General features: G+C 68.9%; 20 protein-coding genes. 5 read left to right on the top strand and 15 right to left on the bottom strand.

Annotation, left to right across the window (positions count from 1 at the left end; genetic code table 11):
• Positions 1-37: 37 nt before the first annotated feature.
• Both FKO37_RS05160 and FKO37_RS05165 read right to left on the bottom strand, forming a co-directional pair.
• Positions 38-898 carry a 3-hydroxybutyryl-CoA dehydrogenase gene (locus FKO37_RS05160; RefSeq protein ID WP_078870267.1) on the bottom strand — a complete coding sequence of 287 codons (861 nt, stop codon included), beginning with the start codon at positions 896-898 and terminating at the stop codon, positions 38-40.
• A 110-nt stretch (positions 899-1,008) separates the two neighbouring features.
• Positions 1,009-1,191 carry a DUF3073 domain-containing protein gene (locus FKO37_RS05165; RefSeq protein WP_037716129.1) on the bottom strand — a complete coding sequence of 61 codons (183 nt, stop codon included), beginning with the start codon at positions 1,189-1,191 and terminating at the stop codon, positions 1,009-1,011.
• 207 nt (positions 1,192-1,398) lie between these two features.
• Between FKO37_RS05165 and FKO37_RS05170 the strand changes: the two genes are divergently transcribed.
• On the top strand, positions 1,399-2,295 hold the full coding sequence (locus tag FKO37_RS05170; protein WP_238603863.1) for a hypothetical protein: 897 nt from the start codon (positions 1,399-1,401) through the stop codon (positions 2,293-2,295).
• Here FKO37_RS05170 and FKO37_RS05175 read toward each other — a convergent pair.
• From FKO37_RS05175 to FKO37_RS05185, 3 genes are read right to left on the bottom strand one after another with little or no spacing between them, the layout of a single operon-like run.
• Complete coding sequence (locus tag FKO37_RS05175; protein ID WP_134727620.1) at positions 2,276-3,220, bottom strand: asparaginase; 945 nt, start codon at positions 3,218-3,220, stop codon at positions 2,276-2,278. The genes FKO37_RS05170 and FKO37_RS05175 overlap by 20 nt on opposite strands.
• Positions 3,217-3,780, bottom strand: coding sequence for a hypothetical protein (locus FKO37_RS05180; RefSeq protein ID WP_037809370.1), 564 nt, complete (start codon positions 3,778-3,780; stop codon positions 3,217-3,219). Before FKO37_RS05180 ends, FKO37_RS05175 begins: the two co-directional genes overlap by 4 nt.
• A gap of 49 nt (positions 3,781-3,829) precedes the next feature.
• Positions 3,830-4,951 (bottom strand): folate-binding protein YgfZ, encoded by a 1,122-nt coding sequence (locus FKO37_RS05185; protein WP_037808630.1) that lies wholly within the window; start codon positions 4,949-4,951, stop codon positions 3,830-3,832.
• 31 nt (positions 4,952-4,982) lie between these two features.
• Between FKO37_RS05185 and FKO37_RS05190 the strand changes: the two genes are divergently transcribed.
• Positions 4,983-5,828, top strand: coding sequence for an aminodeoxychorismate lyase (locus tag FKO37_RS05190; RefSeq protein ID WP_037808628.1), 846 nt, complete (start codon positions 4,983-4,985; stop codon positions 5,826-5,828).
• Positions 5,829-5,873: 45 nt separating this feature from the next.
• Here the strand turns inward: FKO37_RS05190 and FKO37_RS05195 are convergent, their stop codons facing one another.
• The 10 genes from FKO37_RS05195 to FKO37_RS05240 all read right to left on the bottom strand — a co-directional run bounded on the left by FKO37_RS05195 (position 5,874) and on the right by FKO37_RS05240 (position 13,429).
• The gene (locus FKO37_RS05195) at positions 5,874-6,275 is read right to left on the bottom strand and encodes a hypothetical protein (protein WP_037808627.1); all 402 of its coding nucleotides are present in this window, start codon (positions 6,273-6,275) and stop codon (positions 5,874-5,876) included.
• A gap of 2 nt (positions 6,276-6,277) precedes the next feature.
• The gene (locus tag FKO37_RS05200; protein ID WP_238603864.1) at positions 6,278-7,129 is read right to left on the bottom strand and encodes a biotin-dependent carboxyltransferase family protein; all 852 of its coding nucleotides are present in this window, start codon (positions 7,127-7,129) and stop codon (positions 6,278-6,280) included.
• On the bottom strand, positions 7,129-7,731 hold the full coding sequence (locus FKO37_RS05205) for an allophanate hydrolase subunit 1 (protein WP_037808624.1): 603 nt from the start codon (positions 7,729-7,731) through the stop codon (positions 7,129-7,131). The genes FKO37_RS05200 and FKO37_RS05205 overlap by 1 nt, the downstream gene beginning before the upstream one ends.
• Positions 7,732-7,747: 16 nt before the next feature.
• Positions 7,748-8,359: an FABP family protein gene (locus FKO37_RS05210; RefSeq protein ID WP_037808622.1), complete on the bottom strand. Its 612-nt coding sequence runs from the start codon at positions 8,357-8,359 to the stop codon at positions 7,748-7,750.
• A 129-nt stretch (positions 8,360-8,488) separates the two neighbouring features.
• Complete coding sequence (locus FKO37_RS05215; protein ID WP_238603865.1) at positions 8,489-9,823, bottom strand: MFS transporter; 1,335 nt, start codon at positions 9,821-9,823, stop codon at positions 8,489-8,491.
• A gap of 100 nt (positions 9,824-9,923) precedes the next feature.
• On the bottom strand, positions 9,924-10,229 hold the full coding sequence (locus FKO37_RS05220; protein WP_037808620.1) for a DUF1416 domain-containing protein: 306 nt from the start codon (positions 10,227-10,229) through the stop codon (positions 9,924-9,926).
• Positions 10,229-11,065 (bottom strand): sulfurtransferase, encoded by an 837-nt coding sequence (locus FKO37_RS05225; RefSeq protein ID WP_134662112.1) that lies wholly within the window; start codon positions 11,063-11,065, stop codon positions 10,229-10,231. The genes FKO37_RS05220 and FKO37_RS05225 overlap by 1 nt, the downstream gene beginning before the upstream one ends.
• 28 nt (positions 11,066-11,093) lie before the next feature.
• Positions 11,094-11,528: a DUF4395 domain-containing protein gene (locus FKO37_RS05230; RefSeq protein WP_037808616.1), complete on the bottom strand. Its 435-nt coding sequence runs from the start codon at positions 11,526-11,528 to the stop codon at positions 11,094-11,096.
• 558 nt (positions 11,529-12,086) lie between these two features.
• A complete protein-coding gene (locus FKO37_RS05235) occupies positions 12,087-12,521 on the bottom strand; it encodes a thioredoxin family protein (RefSeq protein WP_238603866.1) in 435 nt (144 codons plus the stop codon).
• A 5-nt stretch (positions 12,522-12,526) separates the two neighbouring features.
• The gene (locus FKO37_RS05240) at positions 12,527-13,429 is read right to left on the bottom strand and encodes a DUF2993 domain-containing protein (protein WP_158691452.1); all 903 of its coding nucleotides are present in this window, start codon (positions 13,427-13,429) and stop codon (positions 12,527-12,529) included.
• A gap of 174 nt (positions 13,430-13,603) precedes the next feature.
• On the opposite strand from FKO37_RS05240, the gene FKO37_RS05245 reads away from it, so the two are divergent.
• The 3 genes from FKO37_RS05245 to pstS all read left to right on the top strand — a co-directional run bounded on the left by FKO37_RS05245 (position 13,604) and on the right by pstS (position 16,627).
• Positions 13,604-14,335: a response regulator transcription factor gene (locus FKO37_RS05245; protein WP_037809366.1), complete on the top strand. Its 732-nt coding sequence runs from the start codon at positions 13,604-13,606 to the stop codon at positions 14,333-14,335.
• 22 nt (positions 14,336-14,357) lie between these two features.
• A complete protein-coding gene (mshD, locus tag FKO37_RS05250; protein ID WP_238603867.1) occupies positions 14,358-15,257 on the top strand; it encodes a mycothiol synthase in 900 nt (299 codons plus the stop codon).
• Between the two features lie 239 nt (positions 15,258-15,496).
• Positions 15,497-16,627 carry a phosphate ABC transporter substrate-binding protein PstS gene (pstS, locus tag FKO37_RS05255; protein WP_037808611.1) on the top strand — a complete coding sequence of 377 codons (1,131 nt, stop codon included), beginning with the start codon at positions 15,497-15,499 and terminating at the stop codon, positions 16,625-16,627.
• Positions 16,628-16,719: the final 92 nt, after the last annotated feature.

Below are 16,719 nucleotides of genomic sequence, written 5' to 3' on the forward strand. Positions count from 1 at the left end.
CACAGCGGGGAAAAGGTGATCAGGCCCGCAACTAAAGTCAGGAGTACGAGTAGAACCCGCGGCCGGTCTTCTTGCCGAGCAGCCCGGCGTCGACCATGCGCAGCAGCAGCGGCGGCGACGAGTACAGCGGCTCCTTGAACTCCGCGTACATCGAGTCCGCAATGGCCTTGATGGTGTCGAGGCCGATCAGGTCGGACAGCCGCAGCGGACCCATCGGGTGCGCCGTGCCCAGCTCCATGCCGCGGTCGATGTCCTCGGCCGAGGCGAAGCCCGATTCGATCATCCGGATCGCCGACAGCAGATACGGCACGAGCAGCGAGTTCACGATGAACCCGGCCCGGTCCTGCGACCGGATCACCGTCTTGCCCAGCGCGCCGGTGGCGTGCTCCTCGGCCCGGCGAGCGGTCTCCTCGCTGGTCAGCAGCGACGGGACCAGTTCGACCAGCGGCAGCACCGGCACCGGGTTGAAGAAGTGGATGCCGACGACCTGCTGCGGACGGCCGGTGGCCATGCCGAGCTTCATGATCGGGATCGACGACGTGTTGGACGCGAACACCGCGTCCTCGCGCTCGACGATCTTGTCCAGTGCCCGGAACACGTCGACCTTGGCCTGCTCCTGTTCCAGGATGGCCTCGACGACGAGATCGCGGTCGGCGAACTCGGCGATGTCCGTGGTGAAGCGCAGCCGCCCGAGCGCCGCCTCGGCGTCCTCGGCGGCCAGCTTGCCGTTGCGGACGCCGCGCTGCAGCGACTTCTCGATGCGCGCCTTGCCCGCGTCGAGGGCCGGCTGGTTCACCTCGGTGACCAGCACGTCCAACCCGGACCTGGCGTGCACCTCGGCGATGCCGGAGCCCATGAGCCCGGCCCCGACCACACCTACTCGTGCGATGTCGCTCACCCGTCCCACTCCTTCACCTCATCGGCGTGCCGAGAAAACGGGCAGCACACAACGCACGAGGGCGTCTCGGACCTTGGTCCGATTCCGCCCTCGCGTGTCGTGTGCCTGCGTCAACGGCGGTACTCGTCGTACCCGTCGTCGTACGGGTCCTCGTACCGCTTGTCGTCCTCGTGGTTGTCCGAGGAACTACTCGACAGCTCGCGCTGCAAAGCATCGAAGTCGGTTTCGTGGGAGCTGTATTTGAGCTCGCGCGCCACCTTCGTCTGCTTGGCCTTAGCCCGGCCGCGCCCCATGGCTCGACCCCCTCGCACAGGGGCGGGGCGGCCGGGGGAATCGGCGGCCCCGCATCGTCTCGACAGTTCTTTCCTGCTGACACCGTACCGTGTCCCGGGGGTTGGATGCGACGTGGCACGGTGTGCTCGTCGCGACAGTGTCCGCCGGACGCCGGTTACCGGCACGTCGATGCCGATCGGTGCTGGTCGGCGTGCCACGATGCTCGGGTGCTCCGACCCTTCGTGGCCTATCTGCGGGTGTACGAACCTCTGCGCGCGCTGGGCGATCCCCCCGCGCAACAGCTGGTCGAGGCCGTTTCCGCAGGCGGGCTCAGCCGGATCGGGATCGGCGAACGCGAACAGCGGATGTGGCTCAAGTCACAGGCGGCCGCGCCGGTTCGGCTGCTGCCCGCGCAGCTGCGCGACGGACGGCCCGCGCCGAGCCTCGTCACCGACGTGCTCGTGCTCGACCCGGCCGACGTCCCCGCCGGCCACACCGCCGAGGGCCCGTTCGCGTGCCCGCTCGAACTGCGCGCCCGCTCCGCCGCGGCGTTGAGCACCTTCCTCGCCGACGCCGAGCCCGCGTTGCGGATCGCGGTCCTCGACGCGGGCGGCGTCACCGCGGACAAGGCCCGCGCGCAGACCAAGGCCGCGATGACCGACCTCACCGCCACCGCCGCGCACACCCTCACCACCACCTGGACCGTCCCGCTGCCCTGGTTCTCGCTGGTCGATCCGGACGAACGCAAGCTCGTGCTCGGCAGCGGCCCGGACGACCCGGTGCGGGAGGCGTCCTGGCGCACCCCGATGTCCGCCGCGCTCCGCCGGGCGTCCGAGGCGGGCGAGCTGATCGAGACGACCTTCGGCGACTCCGGCCCCGGCCGGGTGCTGTCGCAGACCCGGCAGTGGCTGGAGAGCTTCGACCCGGACTCGGTCGTCGAACTGGACTACGGCGGTCTCGTGCAACTGTTCGCCGACTCGCTGCTCGACGCCGACTCCACCGCGGAGGAGGTCCACGACATCCTCGACGCGCTGCGCACCGGGAACGTCGAGGAGCTGGCCGAGCTGTTTTCGCAGCTGCGCGAGTTCTGGGGCGACCTCGCGGCTAAGGAACACTCCAACTGACCCGCAGCTCGCCCTGAGGTGTGCCGCCGCCGAGCACCGGCGGGTGAGCCAGATCGGACAGCTCGTCCGGGGTCTCGATGCCCAGGCGCGCGAGCACGGCCATGGCCAGCGGCGCCAACGCCCGCTTGTTGCCGTCCGCGATCTTGATCGCGCACGCGGTGCCGTCGCCCAGCGTGAACGCCAGGACACCTTCCGCGCCGCTCTTCGACAGCAGCCCAGGCACGGCCTGCATCAGCCGGGTGTCCTCCCGCCCGGTGCCCGCGACCAGCCACGGGTGCGCACGCATCGCGTCCGCGACTCGGCGTTCGTCGGTACCCGGTTCGGCCTGCGCGAGCCGGCCGAACGACCGCGCGAGGCCGGTCGGCGAGAACGCGAACAGCGGCGCGCTGCAGCCGTCGACGCCGACCGCGGCGATGGCTTCGCCGGTCAGCTCCTCGACCGTCTTCGCGAGCTGGACCTGCAACGGATGGTCCGGCAGCTGGTAGCCCTCGGTCGGCCAGCCGTTCGCGACGCAGGTGGCGAGCATCGCGGCGTGCTTGCCGGAGCAGTTCATGGTGATCTTCCGCGGCTCGTCGGCCGCGCGCCGGGCGTCCTCGCCGATCGGCAGCTCGGCCGGGCAGGCCAGCGCCGCCGGATCGAGCCCGGCGCCGGACAGCATCGCGGCGACGCGCTCGACATGTCCGGTTTCGCCGGAATGCGAGGCGCAGCCCAGCGCCAGGTCCGCGCCGTCGTAGCCGAGACCGGCGCGGAGCATCCCGACGCCCTGCAGTGGCTTGTTCGCCGACCGGGGGAAGAACGGGCTGGTCACGTCGCCCGCGGAGAACCGGACGGTGCCGTCGGGCGCGGTGACGACGAGACATCCGTGGTGAACGCTCTCGACGAAACCGTTCCGGACGACCTCGACGAGAATCGGCTGGCCGGTCATTCCTCGACGCGCCCCAGTTCGCTGTCCAGCAACTGGTCCACAGTGGCCGCTCCGCTGCTGTAGCGCCCGGCGATCTCGGCGTTGAGCGTGTCCATCACGCCCTGGACCTGGCGGCGGAAGGAGGACACGGAGGCTTCCTCGGCCGCGTACGTGTCCAGCGCGGCGGCGAGCTTGTCGTCCGACAGCGAGCCGACGTCGGTGAGCCCGGTGTCGCCGATCAGCGCCTCCGCGTGCCTGCGGTGCTCGCCCGCGCGGGACGGTTCGAGCTGCTGGTGCCTGCCGGAACCGGCGGCCGGGCCGAGCGCGTTGTCGGCGAGGATGGACGCGAGCCGGTCGACGATGCTTTCCCCGCCGGACGAGCGACGCTCCTGTTCGGCGCGCACGATGTCGATGCGGGCGTGCAGGAGCCGGCGCAGGTAGGACAGGTCTGTCTCTTCCTGCGCGGCCTCGTCGCGCCGCTCGCGCAGCACCGGGAGCGGCAAGTCGCCTAATCCGGTGAGATATCCCGGGCCGAGGACGCGGTCGATCCGTCGCCGCCCGCCGGGACGCACTTCGATCACGGGCACATCCTGCTCCACATTCGGCGACGACGCTACCGTCGAGTTCACTTCAGCCCCGCAGTCTCTGCGCTGCTTCCCGTCCGGGCGCCGCGTGCTCGCCCGGCACCGAGTCCGGATCGACAGTGGCCTGGACCACTCGGTCCTCGTCGCCTGCCAGCAGCTCCGCCCCGCCCGGCACCGAGCGTTTGACCAGCGCCAGCGCGATCGGCCCGAGTTCGTGGTGCTGCGCGACCGTGCCGATCCGGCCGACGACGCGCTCGCCGAGCTTCACCGGGTCGCCGGTCTCCGGCGTGATCTCCGGCGAACCGTCGAGGTGCAGCAGCGCGAGATACCGCGGCGGGCGGCCGACGTTGTGCACCTTCGAGACGGTTTCCTGGCCGCGGTAGCAGCCCTTCGCGACGTGCGCGGCCGAGCCGATCCAGCCGACCTCGTGCGGGATCGTCCGTTCGTCGGTGTCGACACCGAGCCGCGGATGCCGCGATTCCACGCGCAGCGCGTCGAACGTCCAGGAGCCAGCAGGACGCGCGCCCGCGTCGGTGAGCCGTTGCCACCATTGAGTGAGCTGAGCGCGCGGCACCACGAGATCCGCGCCCGCTCGCGTCGGCCACGGCATCCGGCGGGCGAAACCGCCTTCGGGCAACGCGGCCACCGAATACGGCTCGGTGCCGAGCTCGATGCCGAGCACGCTGTCGGTCTCCGGGCCGAGCACGGAAAGAACGGCGAGTTCTTCGGTCACGTCGCGAATCTCGACCTTGGACCAGAATTTCATCGCTTCGAGGTACTCGCGCAGGGTTTGCTTGCCGCCCTTGGGCAACGCGCTCGTGACGAGTGGGCCGGGGTCGCTGTCGAGGTACACCGTCTCGCCGGCGTGCGCGAGCACGAAATGGGTGTCGACGTGGCCCTGGCTGTCGAGGACGAGCGCTTCGGTGCCGGTGTTCGCGGCGAGTTCGGTGACGTGTTGCGAGATCACCAAATGCAGCCAGGACAAGCGTTCCTCGCCGGTGACAGCGAGGATTTCTCGGTGCGAGCGGTCGATGACGACTACTCCTCGGGCGGCGGTGCGCTGCTCGGCGAACGGATCGCCCCAGTGCCACGGAACTCCGGCTTCCGGGTGGCCCTCGGGCGCGGCGACCGCGCGGGGGATTTCGAGCAGCGGCGAGCTGTACGGCATAGCCCTAAGGGTAAGTGAGTACCTTGAGGGGATGCGCGTTCTCGCCTTCCTCGACGGTTCACTGGCCGACCCCGAAGCCGCTCACCTCCGGGTGGACGACCTCGGCCTGCTGCGCGGAGACGGGGTGTTCGAAACGATCCTCGTGGCAGTGAAAAAGCCGCGGGAAATGCGTCCGCACCTCGACCGGCTCGCCCGTTCCGCGGCGATGCTGGACCTGCCTGCACCGGACCTCGAAGGCTTCGCCCGAGCCGCGCAGGCAGTCGTCGACGCGTGGCAGGGCGGCCCGGAGATCGCACTGAAACTCGTGTACACGCGGGGTGTCGACGGCGATCCGGAAGGCAAGCCGACAGCGTTCGCGATGGGCCTGGAGGTCGAGGAGAAGGTCCTGCGGGCGCGCACCGAAGGCGTTTCGGTAGTGACCCTGGAACGCGGTTTCGGCCCCGAACTAGCCGAGCGCGCCCCGTGGCTTTTGCTCGGCGCGAAAACGGTTTCCTACGCGATGAACATGGCCGCCCTGCGCGAGGCGACCCGTCGCGGAGCCCAAGATGTGATCTTCACCGCTACCGACGATTCGGTGCTCGAAGGCCCGACGTCGACGGTCGTCCTGGCGAAGGAGCGGACGCTCTACACCCCGCCGTCCACTGTTGGCATCCTGCCAGGAACGACGCAGTACGCGTTGTTCCGCGGCGCGGAGAAGGCGGGCTGGTCGGTGAAGGTGGAGCCGCTGTCGGTGGAGGACTTGCTGCGAGGGGACGGCGTGTTCCTCACGTCGTCGGTGCGGAAGGTGACCCGGGTGCACACGCTGAACGGGACGGTGTTGCCGGATTCGACGGCGCTGCACGGGGAGCTGGTGGCGGCTTACGAGAGCGAGTACTGAGAGCGCTGGTGAGCGGCTGTGCCGGTGCCTAGCTGGCACAGCCATTCACGACCCGCTGATCAGCACCACGGACGGCGTGACCCCCTCCGCTCGATATGCGCTGATCTTGTGGTGCCCGTCCACCAGCAATGGCCGCGTACCGGACAAAACCACCGCCACCGGTCGGTGTCCCGCGCGGATTGCCGTGCGGTAGTACGTGACCCGGGCATCGTCGTCGGCCGGCCAGTCGTTTGCCGGGATCAGATCCACCGCCTCGAAGCGTTGCGGGCCGCTGACCCGGTACTGGCCGTCGACGAGCAACGCCAGCAGTTCGCGGAGGGTTTCCGCCAGCGGGAGGCGCACCTGACCGGTCGCGAGCGCGATGCGCAGCGACTGCGGCAGCTCCGCCCGTCCTCCGGTGTTCAGCTCCAGGAAACCCGCGCCGCCGGTGATCGTTACCCGTTCCACGCTCACAAGGACGCTTGGAACCGCACCAAGGTTCCGGGGCGTGCTTGCGCGAGTGCTCCGAGTGACTCCCGTCTCACGACCGCGATCACCGGATAACCGCCCGTGGTCGGGTGATCGGCGAGGAAGACCAGCGGCAATCCGTTCGGCGGGACCTGAATCGCGCCGGTCAGCACGCCCTCGCTCGGCAACTCCGAAGTGGACACTCGACGTAGCGGCGGCCCGTCCAGGCGGACCCCCACTCGGTTGGATTCCTCAGTAACCGTCCACTGTGCGTTGAGTGCGCTCGCCGCGTCGGCGAACCAGTCGTCGCGCGGGCCAAGCAAAACTCGCACCGCCAAGTCGGGCGGCGCGGGCGAGGCGGCGACCACGTCGGTACCGGATGGGACACCGGTGACAGGGCCGAGCGGGACCGTAGTGCCAGCTTCCAATGGCGACGGGCCGAGTCCAGATAGGACATCAGTCGACCGGCTTCCCAACACCGGCGCCACCGCGATGCCGCCGGACACCGTCAGGTAGCAGCGCAGGCCAGTCGCAGGTCGGCCGATCGTCAGTTCTTGGCCTGGCCGCAACGGAATCGGCGTGTGCGAGCCGGTTTCCCGTCCGTCCACGGACACCTCGACCGGCGGTCCGGTCACCGCGGCGGTGCACGAAGCGGTCCCCCGGACGGTGAGCCCGCCCAGCAGGGTCTCGATCCCGGCGGTGTCCTCGGGATTGCCGACCAGCCGGTTGCCGAGCCGTAGCGCGGCGACGTCAAGAGCACCCGACGGTGGGACGCCCAGATGTGCGTAACCGGGACGGCCGAGGTCTTGCACCAAAGCCAGCGAACCGGGCGAGACGATCTCCAGCGCGCGCATCACACGCTCCGGAACCGCACCCGGAGACCGGGCGTGAACAGCGCCGGTTGCTCGGCGGAAGGATCGAAAAGCGTCGCCTCGGTGTGCCCGATCAACCGCCAGCCACCAGGGGATTCCCGCGGGTAGACGCCGGTGTACTCGTCAGCGATAGCCACCGAACCGGCGGGGACGCGGGTGCGCGGCGAACTGAGCCGCGGCTGCTGGAGTTCAGCGGGAAGCCCGGCGAGATAACCGAAACCGGGCGCGAAACCCGTGAACGCGACCGTGTAGACCGCGCTGGTGTGGAGAGCGATGGCCTCGTCCACACTGAGGCCCGCGTCCGCAGCGACCAGGGAGAGGTCCTCGCCGGAGTACCGCACGTCCAAAACGACTTCGCGGCCGTCCCCGGCAGGCGGATGGTCCAGATCGGCCGAAGCCAGCAAGGAACGCGCGGCTTCCAGGGCACTCGTGGACGCGACCACGAGCAGGGTGCGCGCCCCGGGCACGATCTCCTCGACGCCGTCGAGCGCGGCTTCGGTGAGGGTCGCCCGGGCCGCGCTCATCTCCTCGAGCGAGGCGCAGTCGAGCAGGGCGGCGTGTTCGCCGTACCGCCGCCAGCGCACGGCGTCTCCCGGAGCCTCAGCCCACCACGCGGCGCAGCAGCGCGGAGGCGTGCGGCTGCATTTCCTGGCCGACCATCGCGCGCTCCTCGACGTACCCGAGGTCGCCGTTCACCAGGCCGTACAGCCGCTGCGCACCGGTGACCTCCTTGGCCGTCGCGGTGCGGATGACCGCGTCGGTGCCGAGCTCCCAGGACGTCTGGCTGCGCGGTTTGCCGTAGTACAGCTCGACGATGCCGGAGCTGTGCGTGAGCAGCAGCTCGATGGTGTCGTCCTCCTGCGGCCGCCAGAACCCGGTTTCGCGGGCGGCGGGCCGCAGCACGCTGCCGTCCTCGTTCAGCAGCCACGAGCGCGCCTCGTGGAACAGGAACGGGCGGCCGTCGTGGGAGACGGTCAGCTGCTGGGCGAACTTGATCGGCCCGTCGATCGTCGGGTAGTCGATCTCGCCCTCGCCGCGCCAGACGCCGACGAGCGGCAGCAGAGCGAGGCACGCGTCGTTCAGGTTCGGGCCCTCGCGCAGGTTCGCCGTGTCGTTCGGGATCGGCAGGTCGTCCCACAACGGCAGGTTGCGGTCCCGCGTGCTGGCGGCCCGCTCCTCGGCTGCTGCGATGGCTTCGTCGCCACTCGTCATGCTGATCAGCGCTGGTCGGCGTACAGCCGGTAGACGACGTAGACCGCGAACCACACGGTGGCGATGCCCGCGATGATCAACAGGGTCGTAAACAAGGTCTCCACAGCGAGGACAATAGTCCGCCCCGGCTCATCTAGCGCTGCGCAGGGTCGCGGCGGTGAGGACGGTCACCGCCAGCAGCGCCGAGCCAGCCACCGCCATCGCGGTCCGCAGCCCGGTCGTGAGCGTGCTCCCGTGATCGAGCAGCGCCCCGAGCGCGGCCACGCCGAGCGCCATCCCGACCTGTCGCGCGGCGTTCACCGTGCCGGCCGCGGTGCCCGTGCGTTGCACCGGAAGCCCGGCGAGGCCGACGACGTTGGTCGGGGTGATGCTCAGGCCGAGCCCGACGCCGGACAGCGTCAGCGGGACGCTGAGCAGCCAATACGGGCTCGTCGGGGCAACCAGCAGGAAGGCGAAACTTCCCGCCGCGGTGATGGCGAGACCGATCGGCAGCACGCGTTCCGCGGTGAACCGGCCGGCGAGCCGTCCGGAGAAGAACGCGAGAACAGCGTTGGCGACGACGTACGGCAGCATCTGCACCCCGGTCGTCGAGGCGGTGCTGCCCCACGCCTGCTGCAGGTACACGGCGATCAGCACCGGCAGCGGGTAGCAGGCAAAACCGAGGACGAACGAGGTGAAGATCGAGGCGGAGAACCGGAACTTGCCGAACAGCCGGATCGGCAGCATCGGATGCAGGGCGCGCAGTTCCACGACGATGAACGCGACCAGTCCCAGCGCGCCGACCATCGCGACCACCGCGTCGGACGCGATCACGGCGTAGGTGAACGCCCCGATCCACAACGCGCCGAGCAGTTGTCCGAGCAGATCCAGCGCGCCGTGCGCCGGATCGGACGATTCGTCGAGACCCCGGCGACCGGCGAGCACTGCGACGATCCCGATCGGCAGGTTGATCAGGAAGATCGTGGGCCAGCCGAGCGCGTCGGTGATCGGGCCGCCGATAAGCGGGCCGATGACCAGCGCGCATCCGGCCACTCCGCCCCAGGCCCCCAGCATTCGGGCCCGTTCGCGCGGCTCTGGATACGCGTACGCCAGGAGCGCGATGCCGCCCGGGATAACCGCCGCTGCCGCCGCGCCTTGCACGACGCGCGCGGCGATGAGAAGCGTAAGAGTCGGGGCGAGGCCGCAGCCCAGCGAGGCGAGCGTGAACACGGCGAGCCCGCCGAGGTAGATCCGCTTGCGGCCGTACCGGTCGCCGAGCGTGCCGCCGGTGAGCATCAACGCGGCGAGCGCGACGGTGTACCCGTCCACAATCCATTGCAGGTCAGTGAATTCAGCGTGCAGCTCGCGCTGAATGGTCGGCAGCGCGACACTCACGACGCTCGCGTCGAGCAACGCCATGAAGCTGCCGAGGAACACGGCGGCGGCCAGCAGCGGGCTCCGCGTAATGGTTTTCGTTTCGGACACGCTCGCGAGCTTGGGTCCTCAAGCCGACTTGAGGTCAAGCGTCCCGGACACGAGGAAGGGCCCCTCGGAAACCGAGGGGCCCTCCTGTGAAAAAGCGTTGTCAGGCAACCGAAATGGCCAGCTGGTGCAGACCAGGGCCTTCCGCGGTGACGTTGGCCTCGCCGTTGCCCGTGCGGTGCAGTGCGCGCACCGTCCAGGAACCCTCGGCCGCGTAAAACCGGAAGTCGCCGTCCGCCGAGGACACGACCTCGCCGGCGAAGTCGCCGCCGCCGTCGAGCAGCCGGACGAACGCGCCGCCGACCGGTCCCTCGGTGCCGGTGACCTTGCCCGCCAGCACGACCTGACCGTTGGTGTCGAAGTCCGCCGGGGTCGCGACCTGTGCCGGTGCGCTGCAGCCGTCTGCCATCACTTAGCTCCCAACTCGACCGGAACGCCGACCAGCGAACCGTATTCCGTCCACGAACCGTCGTAGTTCTTCACGTCTTCCTGGCCGAGCAGCTCGTGCAGGGCGAACCAGGCGATCGACGAACGCTCGCCGATGCGGCAGTACGCGATGGTCGGCTTGCCCTCGTCGTAGCCCGCCTCGGCGTAGAGGTCCTTGATCTCCTGCTCGGACTTGAAGGTGCCGTCCTCGTTGGCGACCTTCGCCCACGGCACGTTCAGCGCGCCCGGGATGTGGCCCGGCACCTGCGACTGCTCCTGCGGCAGGTGCGCCGGGGCGAGCAGCTTGCCGGAGAACTCGTCCGGCGAGCGCACGTCGATGTAGTTCTTCGAGCCGATCGACTGGACGACCTCGTCGCGGAACGCGCGCAGCGACAGGTCCTGCTCCTTGGCCTTGTAGTTGGTGGCCTCGCGCTTGACCTCGTCGGAGTTCAGCTCGCGGCCGTCGAGCTCCCACTTCTTGCGGCCGCCGTCGAGCAGCTGCACGTTCTCGTGGCCGTAGAGCTTGAAGTACCAGTACGCGTATGCGGCGAACCAGTTGTTGTTGCCGCCGTAGAGGATCACGCGGTCGTCGTTCGAGATGCCCTTCTCCGACAGGAGCTTCTCGAAGCCCTCCTTGTTGACGAAGTCGCGGCGGACGCCGTCCTGGAGGTCGTTGCGCCAGTCGAGCTTCACCGCGCCGCGGATGTGCCCGTTGTCGTAGGCGGTCGTGTCCTCGTCGACCTCGGCGAACACCACGCCCGGGGTGTCCAGGTTTTCCTCGGCCCACTGGGTGGTGACCAGGACGTCTTCTCGGCTCATGGAAGCTGGCTCTCTTTCTTGGTTGGGTTTACGAGGACGCCCGCGCGGGGCTGAAACGCTTGATCAGCAGGTACATCTGGCACCCGAGGCAGTAGTTGAACGCCGCGTTGAGGAACGCGGCGAAGAGCGCGAACGCGGTCGCGACGACGCCGAGCGGCGTTACTCCGGCCGCGAAGCCGATCGTGCCGACGAGCGCGAACACGAACCCGACCGCCTGCGCGAACCGCAGCGGGGCGGCGTCCTCGCGTTCGGTCGGCGGCCCGAGCCGCGGCGCGATCGCGAGCCGGTACAGCACCGAGTACGGCGCGGGCTTGAGCCCGACGAACGCACCGATCGCGAAGACCACGGTCTGCAGTGCGAGCAACGGCCACCACTGCGTGATCAGCACGACGGCGAGCACCACCGTGGTCACGATCGCGGCGAACCTGGGACCTCGCGGGTCTACGGCCGGTCCGGCGGACATGGGTTCCTCCTGCTCAGTGCGAGGGGAAGGGCGTGCGAGCGCACGCGGCGAAGACGGGCAGAGCTGCGAGACGGCGCGAGACGTGCTTCAGCGCCGACCGGAAAACGGCAGACACAAGCTGCTGCGCACGCGGCAGAAATCGACCGCGCGGCGCTGCGTCAGGAGGGTGATGGGCAGCTCGTCCACAGGGGGAGGGTACCCAGGCTCGCTCGCTCCCGGAACCATGTTCATTCCTTGGGACGAGGTCCGGATCCTGAGAATCAACCGCCGCGGACCGCGAGGTCGGGCGCTTCCCCAATGTGGCATTGGGTGCGTCAGATGCACCGAATGCCACATTGGGTGCGTGGGACGCACCGAACGCCACATTGGTTGCGCTGGACGGGCCGAACGCCACTTTGGGTGCGCTGGACGCACCGAACGCCACATTGGGTGCGTTGAATGAGCCAGCGGCGCGCAGCGTCTCCGTTGAGGGCGGCGGCGGGGGCATGGATGGAGCACCCAATGCCGCATTGGGGCGGTTCAGCGATGCGGGAGCGCGGCGCGGCAGCCAGGCGGAGGTCAGCGCGTAGCGGCGGCGAGGTGCGGGCGGAGCGCTTCCAGCAGCTCCGGGCCCTTGGGCACGCCGCTCACGCGCAGCAGTTCCCGGCCTTCCGGGTCCAGCGCGAGCGTGGTCGGCGTGCTGAGCACCGACAATGCCTGCGCGACCTCGGGACGTACGGTGACGTCCAGGTCGACGTGGTGCAGGCCGTCGGTCTTCTCCGCGAGCGACGAGAGAATCGCCCGCGTGTGCCGGCACGGGGTGCAGAACGTGGTGGAGATCTGCACCAGGGTGACGGCGGATTGCGGATCAAGGGCCTCGGAGACCGGAGCCGGGAGCGTCCGGGTCTGCGCCGCCGGTTTGGCCGCGCGGATCCGGCCGTTGCGGGCGCGCAGGACCAGGCCAGCGGCCGTCGCGACGACCAGCGTCGCCAGCAGCACCCACACTCCGGTCACCGGGATCAGCCTCCGTGGTTGGTGGACAGGTCGGCGAAGTTCACGTCGTGCGCTTCGCCCTTGATGGTCACCGAACCGCTGTCCACGCGGACCGCGGTCGGGGTGACCGACAGCGGCAGCCGGGTCGTCGAAATGCTGGCCCGGAAGTTCGGCAGCAGAGCTTTCTGCACAGCTTCCGGAACGATCGTGGTGCTCTGGTCATTCCCGAACTGCAACCGGTAAGGCACGATCGAGATCGTCTTCTCCTTGAGCTGGATCAGCGCGAAGCAGAAGATCTCCACCTTCTGACCGGCCACCTGCACGTCGCCGGAGATCCGCACGCCCGCGCTGGTGCCGTCGGCCGGTTCGCCGTCGGCGTTGGTCGGCGTCGGGTCCGGCTGCTTGCCCTGTTCGGTGTCGCCGTACTTCACGTACGCCTGGGTCGACTGCTCGATCTTCAGGTTCTGGATCTTGTTCAGCGGCGAGACCCGGGCGAGGTCGGACGCCTTGATCGTCACCGCGCCGGTGAGCTTGCCGATCTTCACCGCCTTGGTGTTGCCGGACGTGAGGTCCGATAGCGGCGCGATGACGTCCTCGAGTTCGGCGCTCACGCGCAGGTCGCGCAGTTCGCTGCCGACCGGCACGCCGTCCGCGGAAACGGTGATGTGACTGTAGTCACCGGAGAGCGCCTGCACGGTGAACGGGAAGCCGTGGATGGTGACCGACGGATCGTCGCTCAGCCCGAGCTGTGCGCGGGCCTTCTGCGAGATCGTGTGCTCGGCGAAGGCCGCCGCTCCGAAATCCGCACCGACCAGCAGGAGCACCAGCACTCCCAGCACGATGAGCCACCGCCGCACGCGCCTGCCGCGGCGGCCGCCGCCGGGGTTAGGGGCCGGTCGGTCGTCCCGGGTCACGGGCCTGCTCGCCATCGCCTCGGTTCTCCTGTTCGGGTGGATTTCGTCGTGGTGCGGGTCACGCCCCGGCCGTTAGACCAGGTGTGATCGATCCAGCACGAGCTAGGTGCCGGGGTGTTCACCCGCTATTCTCACTTAGCACCGACCGACGCCACGTTCGAGGCGACGAATCTGAAGGCGGTGCGGATCATGAGCTTGGACCTGCTGGTGCTGACGGGGGAACTCGACGCTACCTCCGTACTACCTGCGCTGGACCTGCTGCCGCACACCGTACGCGTACGCGAGCCGGAAGTGACGGCCCTTCTCGACGCGGGTCACCGGGACGTCATCCTTCTCGACGCGCGCAGCGACCTCGCGTCCGCGAAGAGCCTGTGCCGTCTGTTGAAGGGCGCGGAGGACGAATCGGGCACGCCGGTCATCGCGGTCGTCGGCGAAGGCGGTCTGGTCGCGGTCAACGCCGAATGGCGCACGGACGACATCCTGCTGCCCACCGCTGGTCCCGCGGAGGTCGACGCACGGCTGCGGCTGGCTACCACTCGCGACGGCATCGGCCTGCAGGCAGACGCCGAACTGCGCGTAGGCGACCTTGTCATTGACGAAGCGACGTACACGGCGAAGCTGCGCCGTCGCACGCTTGAGCTGACGTACAAGGAGTTCGAGCTCCTTAAGTACCTCGCCCAGCACGCTGGTCGCGTGTTCACTCGCGCGCAGCTGCTGCAGGAAGTGTGGGGTTACGACTTCTTCGGCGGCACGCGCACGGTCGATGTCCACGTACGGCGGCTTCGCGCGAAGCTCGGCCCCGAGCACGAGCAGATGATCGGCACTGTGCGAAACGTCGGCTACAAGTTCGAGCGGCCGGCGAAGGGCGCGAAGCCGGTTGTCGCGGTTCCGGCCGACGCTTCGGAGCTGACCTCCCGCTGACATTCGCCGGTAAGGTCGGTTTGTGGCTATCGACCTTGGCGACTGGACGACCGATCCCGACGACGCGGTGCGCGAAGTGCTGCTCGCGGCCAAAGCGACTGACGGACGTCCTGAGGTCGACCCGGCCGGACCGTTGCCGCGCGAATTCGAAGGCGGGGTGCATCTCCTCGCCCGCTTCGACGGCGCGCCCGCGGGATACGTCCACCTTGACACCGAAGGCGATTCCCACGGCCATCAGGTCGCGGAGCTTTTCGTGCACCCGGATTTCCGGCGTCGTGGCGTCGGCACCGCGCTCGCGCAGGCGGTAGTCGAGCGCGCCGACAAGGGTTTGCGCGTGTGGGCGCACGGGGATCACCCTGGTGCGGCGGCGATCGCGGCGAAACTCGGCCTCGGCAGGCAGCGCGAGTTGCTGATTCTGCACGTCGACGTTGCCGACGCGGACTGGCCGGAACCGGTGCTGCGCAACGGTTTCCGGCTGCGCACCTTCGTTCCCGGACAGGACGAGGACGCGATGGTCGCGGTCAACGCGCGCGCGTTCGACTGGCATCCGGAACAGGGCGCGCTGACCGCCGCCGAGGTGCGCGCCGAGGAACTCCAGGCCTGGTTCGACCCGGCGGGCTTCTTCCTCGCGGAGAACGAGAACGGCGAGATCGCCGGCTTCCACTGGACGAAGGTGCACGACCCGGTGCCCGGCCGGTTCGACGGAGACCCGGTCGGGGAGGTCTACGTGGTCGGCGTCGATCCTGCTACTCAGGGTAGTGGGCTCGGCAAGGCGCTGACCTTGGCCGGACTCCGCTACCTGCGCTCTCGGGGACTACCGAGGGTGATCCTCTACGTCGAGGGCGACAACGCCGCGGCTTTGGCTGTGTACAACAAGCTGGGGTTCCAGCGTTTCGAGACCGACGTTCAGTACGGTGAGTGATCACGGTCAACCCGACCGGTGACCCGTGTTACTTTCTGCGTACTGGCAGGTCACGAGCAGGCCACGGCACCCGTTCGGGGTAGTAGTCCTGCTCACAAACGGTGACTTGTTCACCTCCCGTTCATGCAACCAAGGACGCCCGTCCACCGAGGCTGCCTAGTGTCCGGTTCCGGTGCGGCTCACTCGCCGCCAATCCCGACCGGATTCAAAAAGGCACATCTCCGAGTGGAGGAAATGCAGTGAAGATCATGCGGCCCCTGGGTGCCGTCGGCATCGTGGCGAGCGCCGCGCTCGTCCTCGCCGCTTGTGGCTCCGACCCTTCGGCGTCGAGCAGCGGCTCGGGCTCGAACTCCGCCGCTCCCGCCGCCACCGGAACCGCCCAGGTCGACTGCGGGGGCAAGAGCCCGCTTTCCGCTGAGGGCTCGACGGCCCAGAAGAACGCCATCGAGGTGTTCAACCAGGCCTACAACAAGAAGTGCAACGGCCAGAAGGTGAACTACAACGGCACCGGCTCCGGCGCGGGCGTCAAGCAGTTCAACGCCAACCAGGTCGACTTCGGCGGTTCGGACTCGCCGATCAAGGACGCCGACCTCGAGGCCGCCACCAAGCGCTGCGGTTCGCCCGCGCTGAACATCCCGCTGGTCGTCGGCCCGATCGCGGTCGGCTACCACCTGTCCGGCGTGGACAACCTGACGCTGACCCCGCAGGTCATCGCCAAGATCTTCAACGGCGGCATCAAGAACTGGAACGACCCGGCCATCAAGGCGGTCAAGGGCAACGAGAGCCTGAACCTGCCGGACAAGCCGATCCAGGTCGTCTCCCGCTCGGAGGAGTCGGGCACCACCGACAACTTCCAGAAGTACCTCGGCGCGGCTGCCAAGGACGTCTGGACCCAGGGCGCCGGCAAGAAGTTCAACGGCGGCGTCGGCAACGGTGCGCAGGGCTCGAACGGTGTCGCGAGCACCGTCAAGGGCGCCGACGGCTCGATCACCTACGTGGAGAGCGCGTTCGCCAAGGACGGCGTCACCCCGGCCAAGATCGACAGCGGCTCCGGCGGCGTCGAACTGAACGCGCAGAACGTGGCCAAGTCGCTGGACGCCGCGAAGTTCTACCACCCGGGCACCAACGACCTGGCGATGGACCTCAACGGCATCTACTCCAGCAACGTGCCGGGCGCCTACCCGCTGCTGCTGACCACGTACGAGATCGTGTGCTCCAAGTACTCGAACCCGGACGTCGCGAAGGCCGTCAAGGCGTTCCTGACGGTGGCCGCCACCGAGGGCCAGCAGCCGCTGTCGGCCAAGGGCTACGTGCCGATCCCGCAGAGCCTCCAGGACAAGGTGCTGAAGGCCGTCAAGGAAATTTCCTGAGCGACTACCTAGCTGGTACGAAGGCTGACTAGAGACTGTCGATGAGCGACCAATCCTCGACGCGAACGCCCACCGGCGACCCCGGTGGGCGT

Origin of the sequence: Amycolatopsis sp. Poz14 (assembly GCF_006704225.1) — a bacterium.
GTDB classification, from domain to species: domain Bacteria; phylum Actinomycetota; class Actinomycetes; order Mycobacteriales; family Pseudonocardiaceae; genus Amycolatopsis; species Amycolatopsis nivea.

Coding starts and splice junctions, on each gene's coding strand:
- FKO37_RS05165 (WP_037716129.1), bottom strand. CDS start 1,191: ATGGGGCGCGGCCGGGCTAAGGCCAAGCAGACGAAGGTGGCGCGCGAG.
- FKO37_RS05175 (WP_134727620.1), bottom strand. CDS start 3,220: ATGACCGGCCAGCCGATTCTCGTCGAGGTCGTCCGGAACGGTTTCGTC.
- FKO37_RS05185 (WP_037808630.1), bottom strand. CDS start 4,951: ATGCCGTACAGCTCGCCGCTGCTCGAAATCCCCCGCGCGGTCGCCGCG.
- FKO37_RS05190 (WP_037808628.1), top strand. CDS start 4,983: ATGCGCGTTCTCGCCTTCCTCGACGGTTCACTGGCCGACCCCGAAGCC.
- FKO37_RS05200 (WP_238603864.1), bottom strand. CDS start 7,129: ATGCGCGCGCTGGAGATCGTCTCGCCCGGTTCGCTGGCTTTGGTGCAA.
- FKO37_RS05210 (WP_037808622.1), bottom strand. CDS start 8,359: ATGACGAGTGGCGACGAAGCCATCGCAGCAGCCGAGGAGCGGGCCGCC.
- FKO37_RS05220 (WP_037808620.1), bottom strand. CDS start 10,229: ATGGCAGACGGCTGCAGCGCACCGGCACAGGTCGCGACCCCGGCGGAC.
- FKO37_RS05225 (WP_134662112.1), bottom strand. CDS start 11,065: ATGAGCCGAGAAGACGTCCTGGTCACCACCCAGTGGGCCGAGGAAAAC.
- FKO37_RS05230 (WP_037808616.1), bottom strand. CDS start 11,528: ATGTCCGCCGGACCGGCCGTAGACCCGCGAGGTCCCAGGTTCGCCGCG.
- FKO37_RS05240 (WP_158691452.1), bottom strand. CDS start 13,429: ATGGCGAGCAGGCCCGTGACCCGGGACGACCGACCGGCCCCTAACCCC.
- FKO37_RS05245 (WP_037809366.1), top strand. CDS start 13,604: ATGAGCTTGGACCTGCTGGTGCTGACGGGGGAACTCGACGCTACCTCC.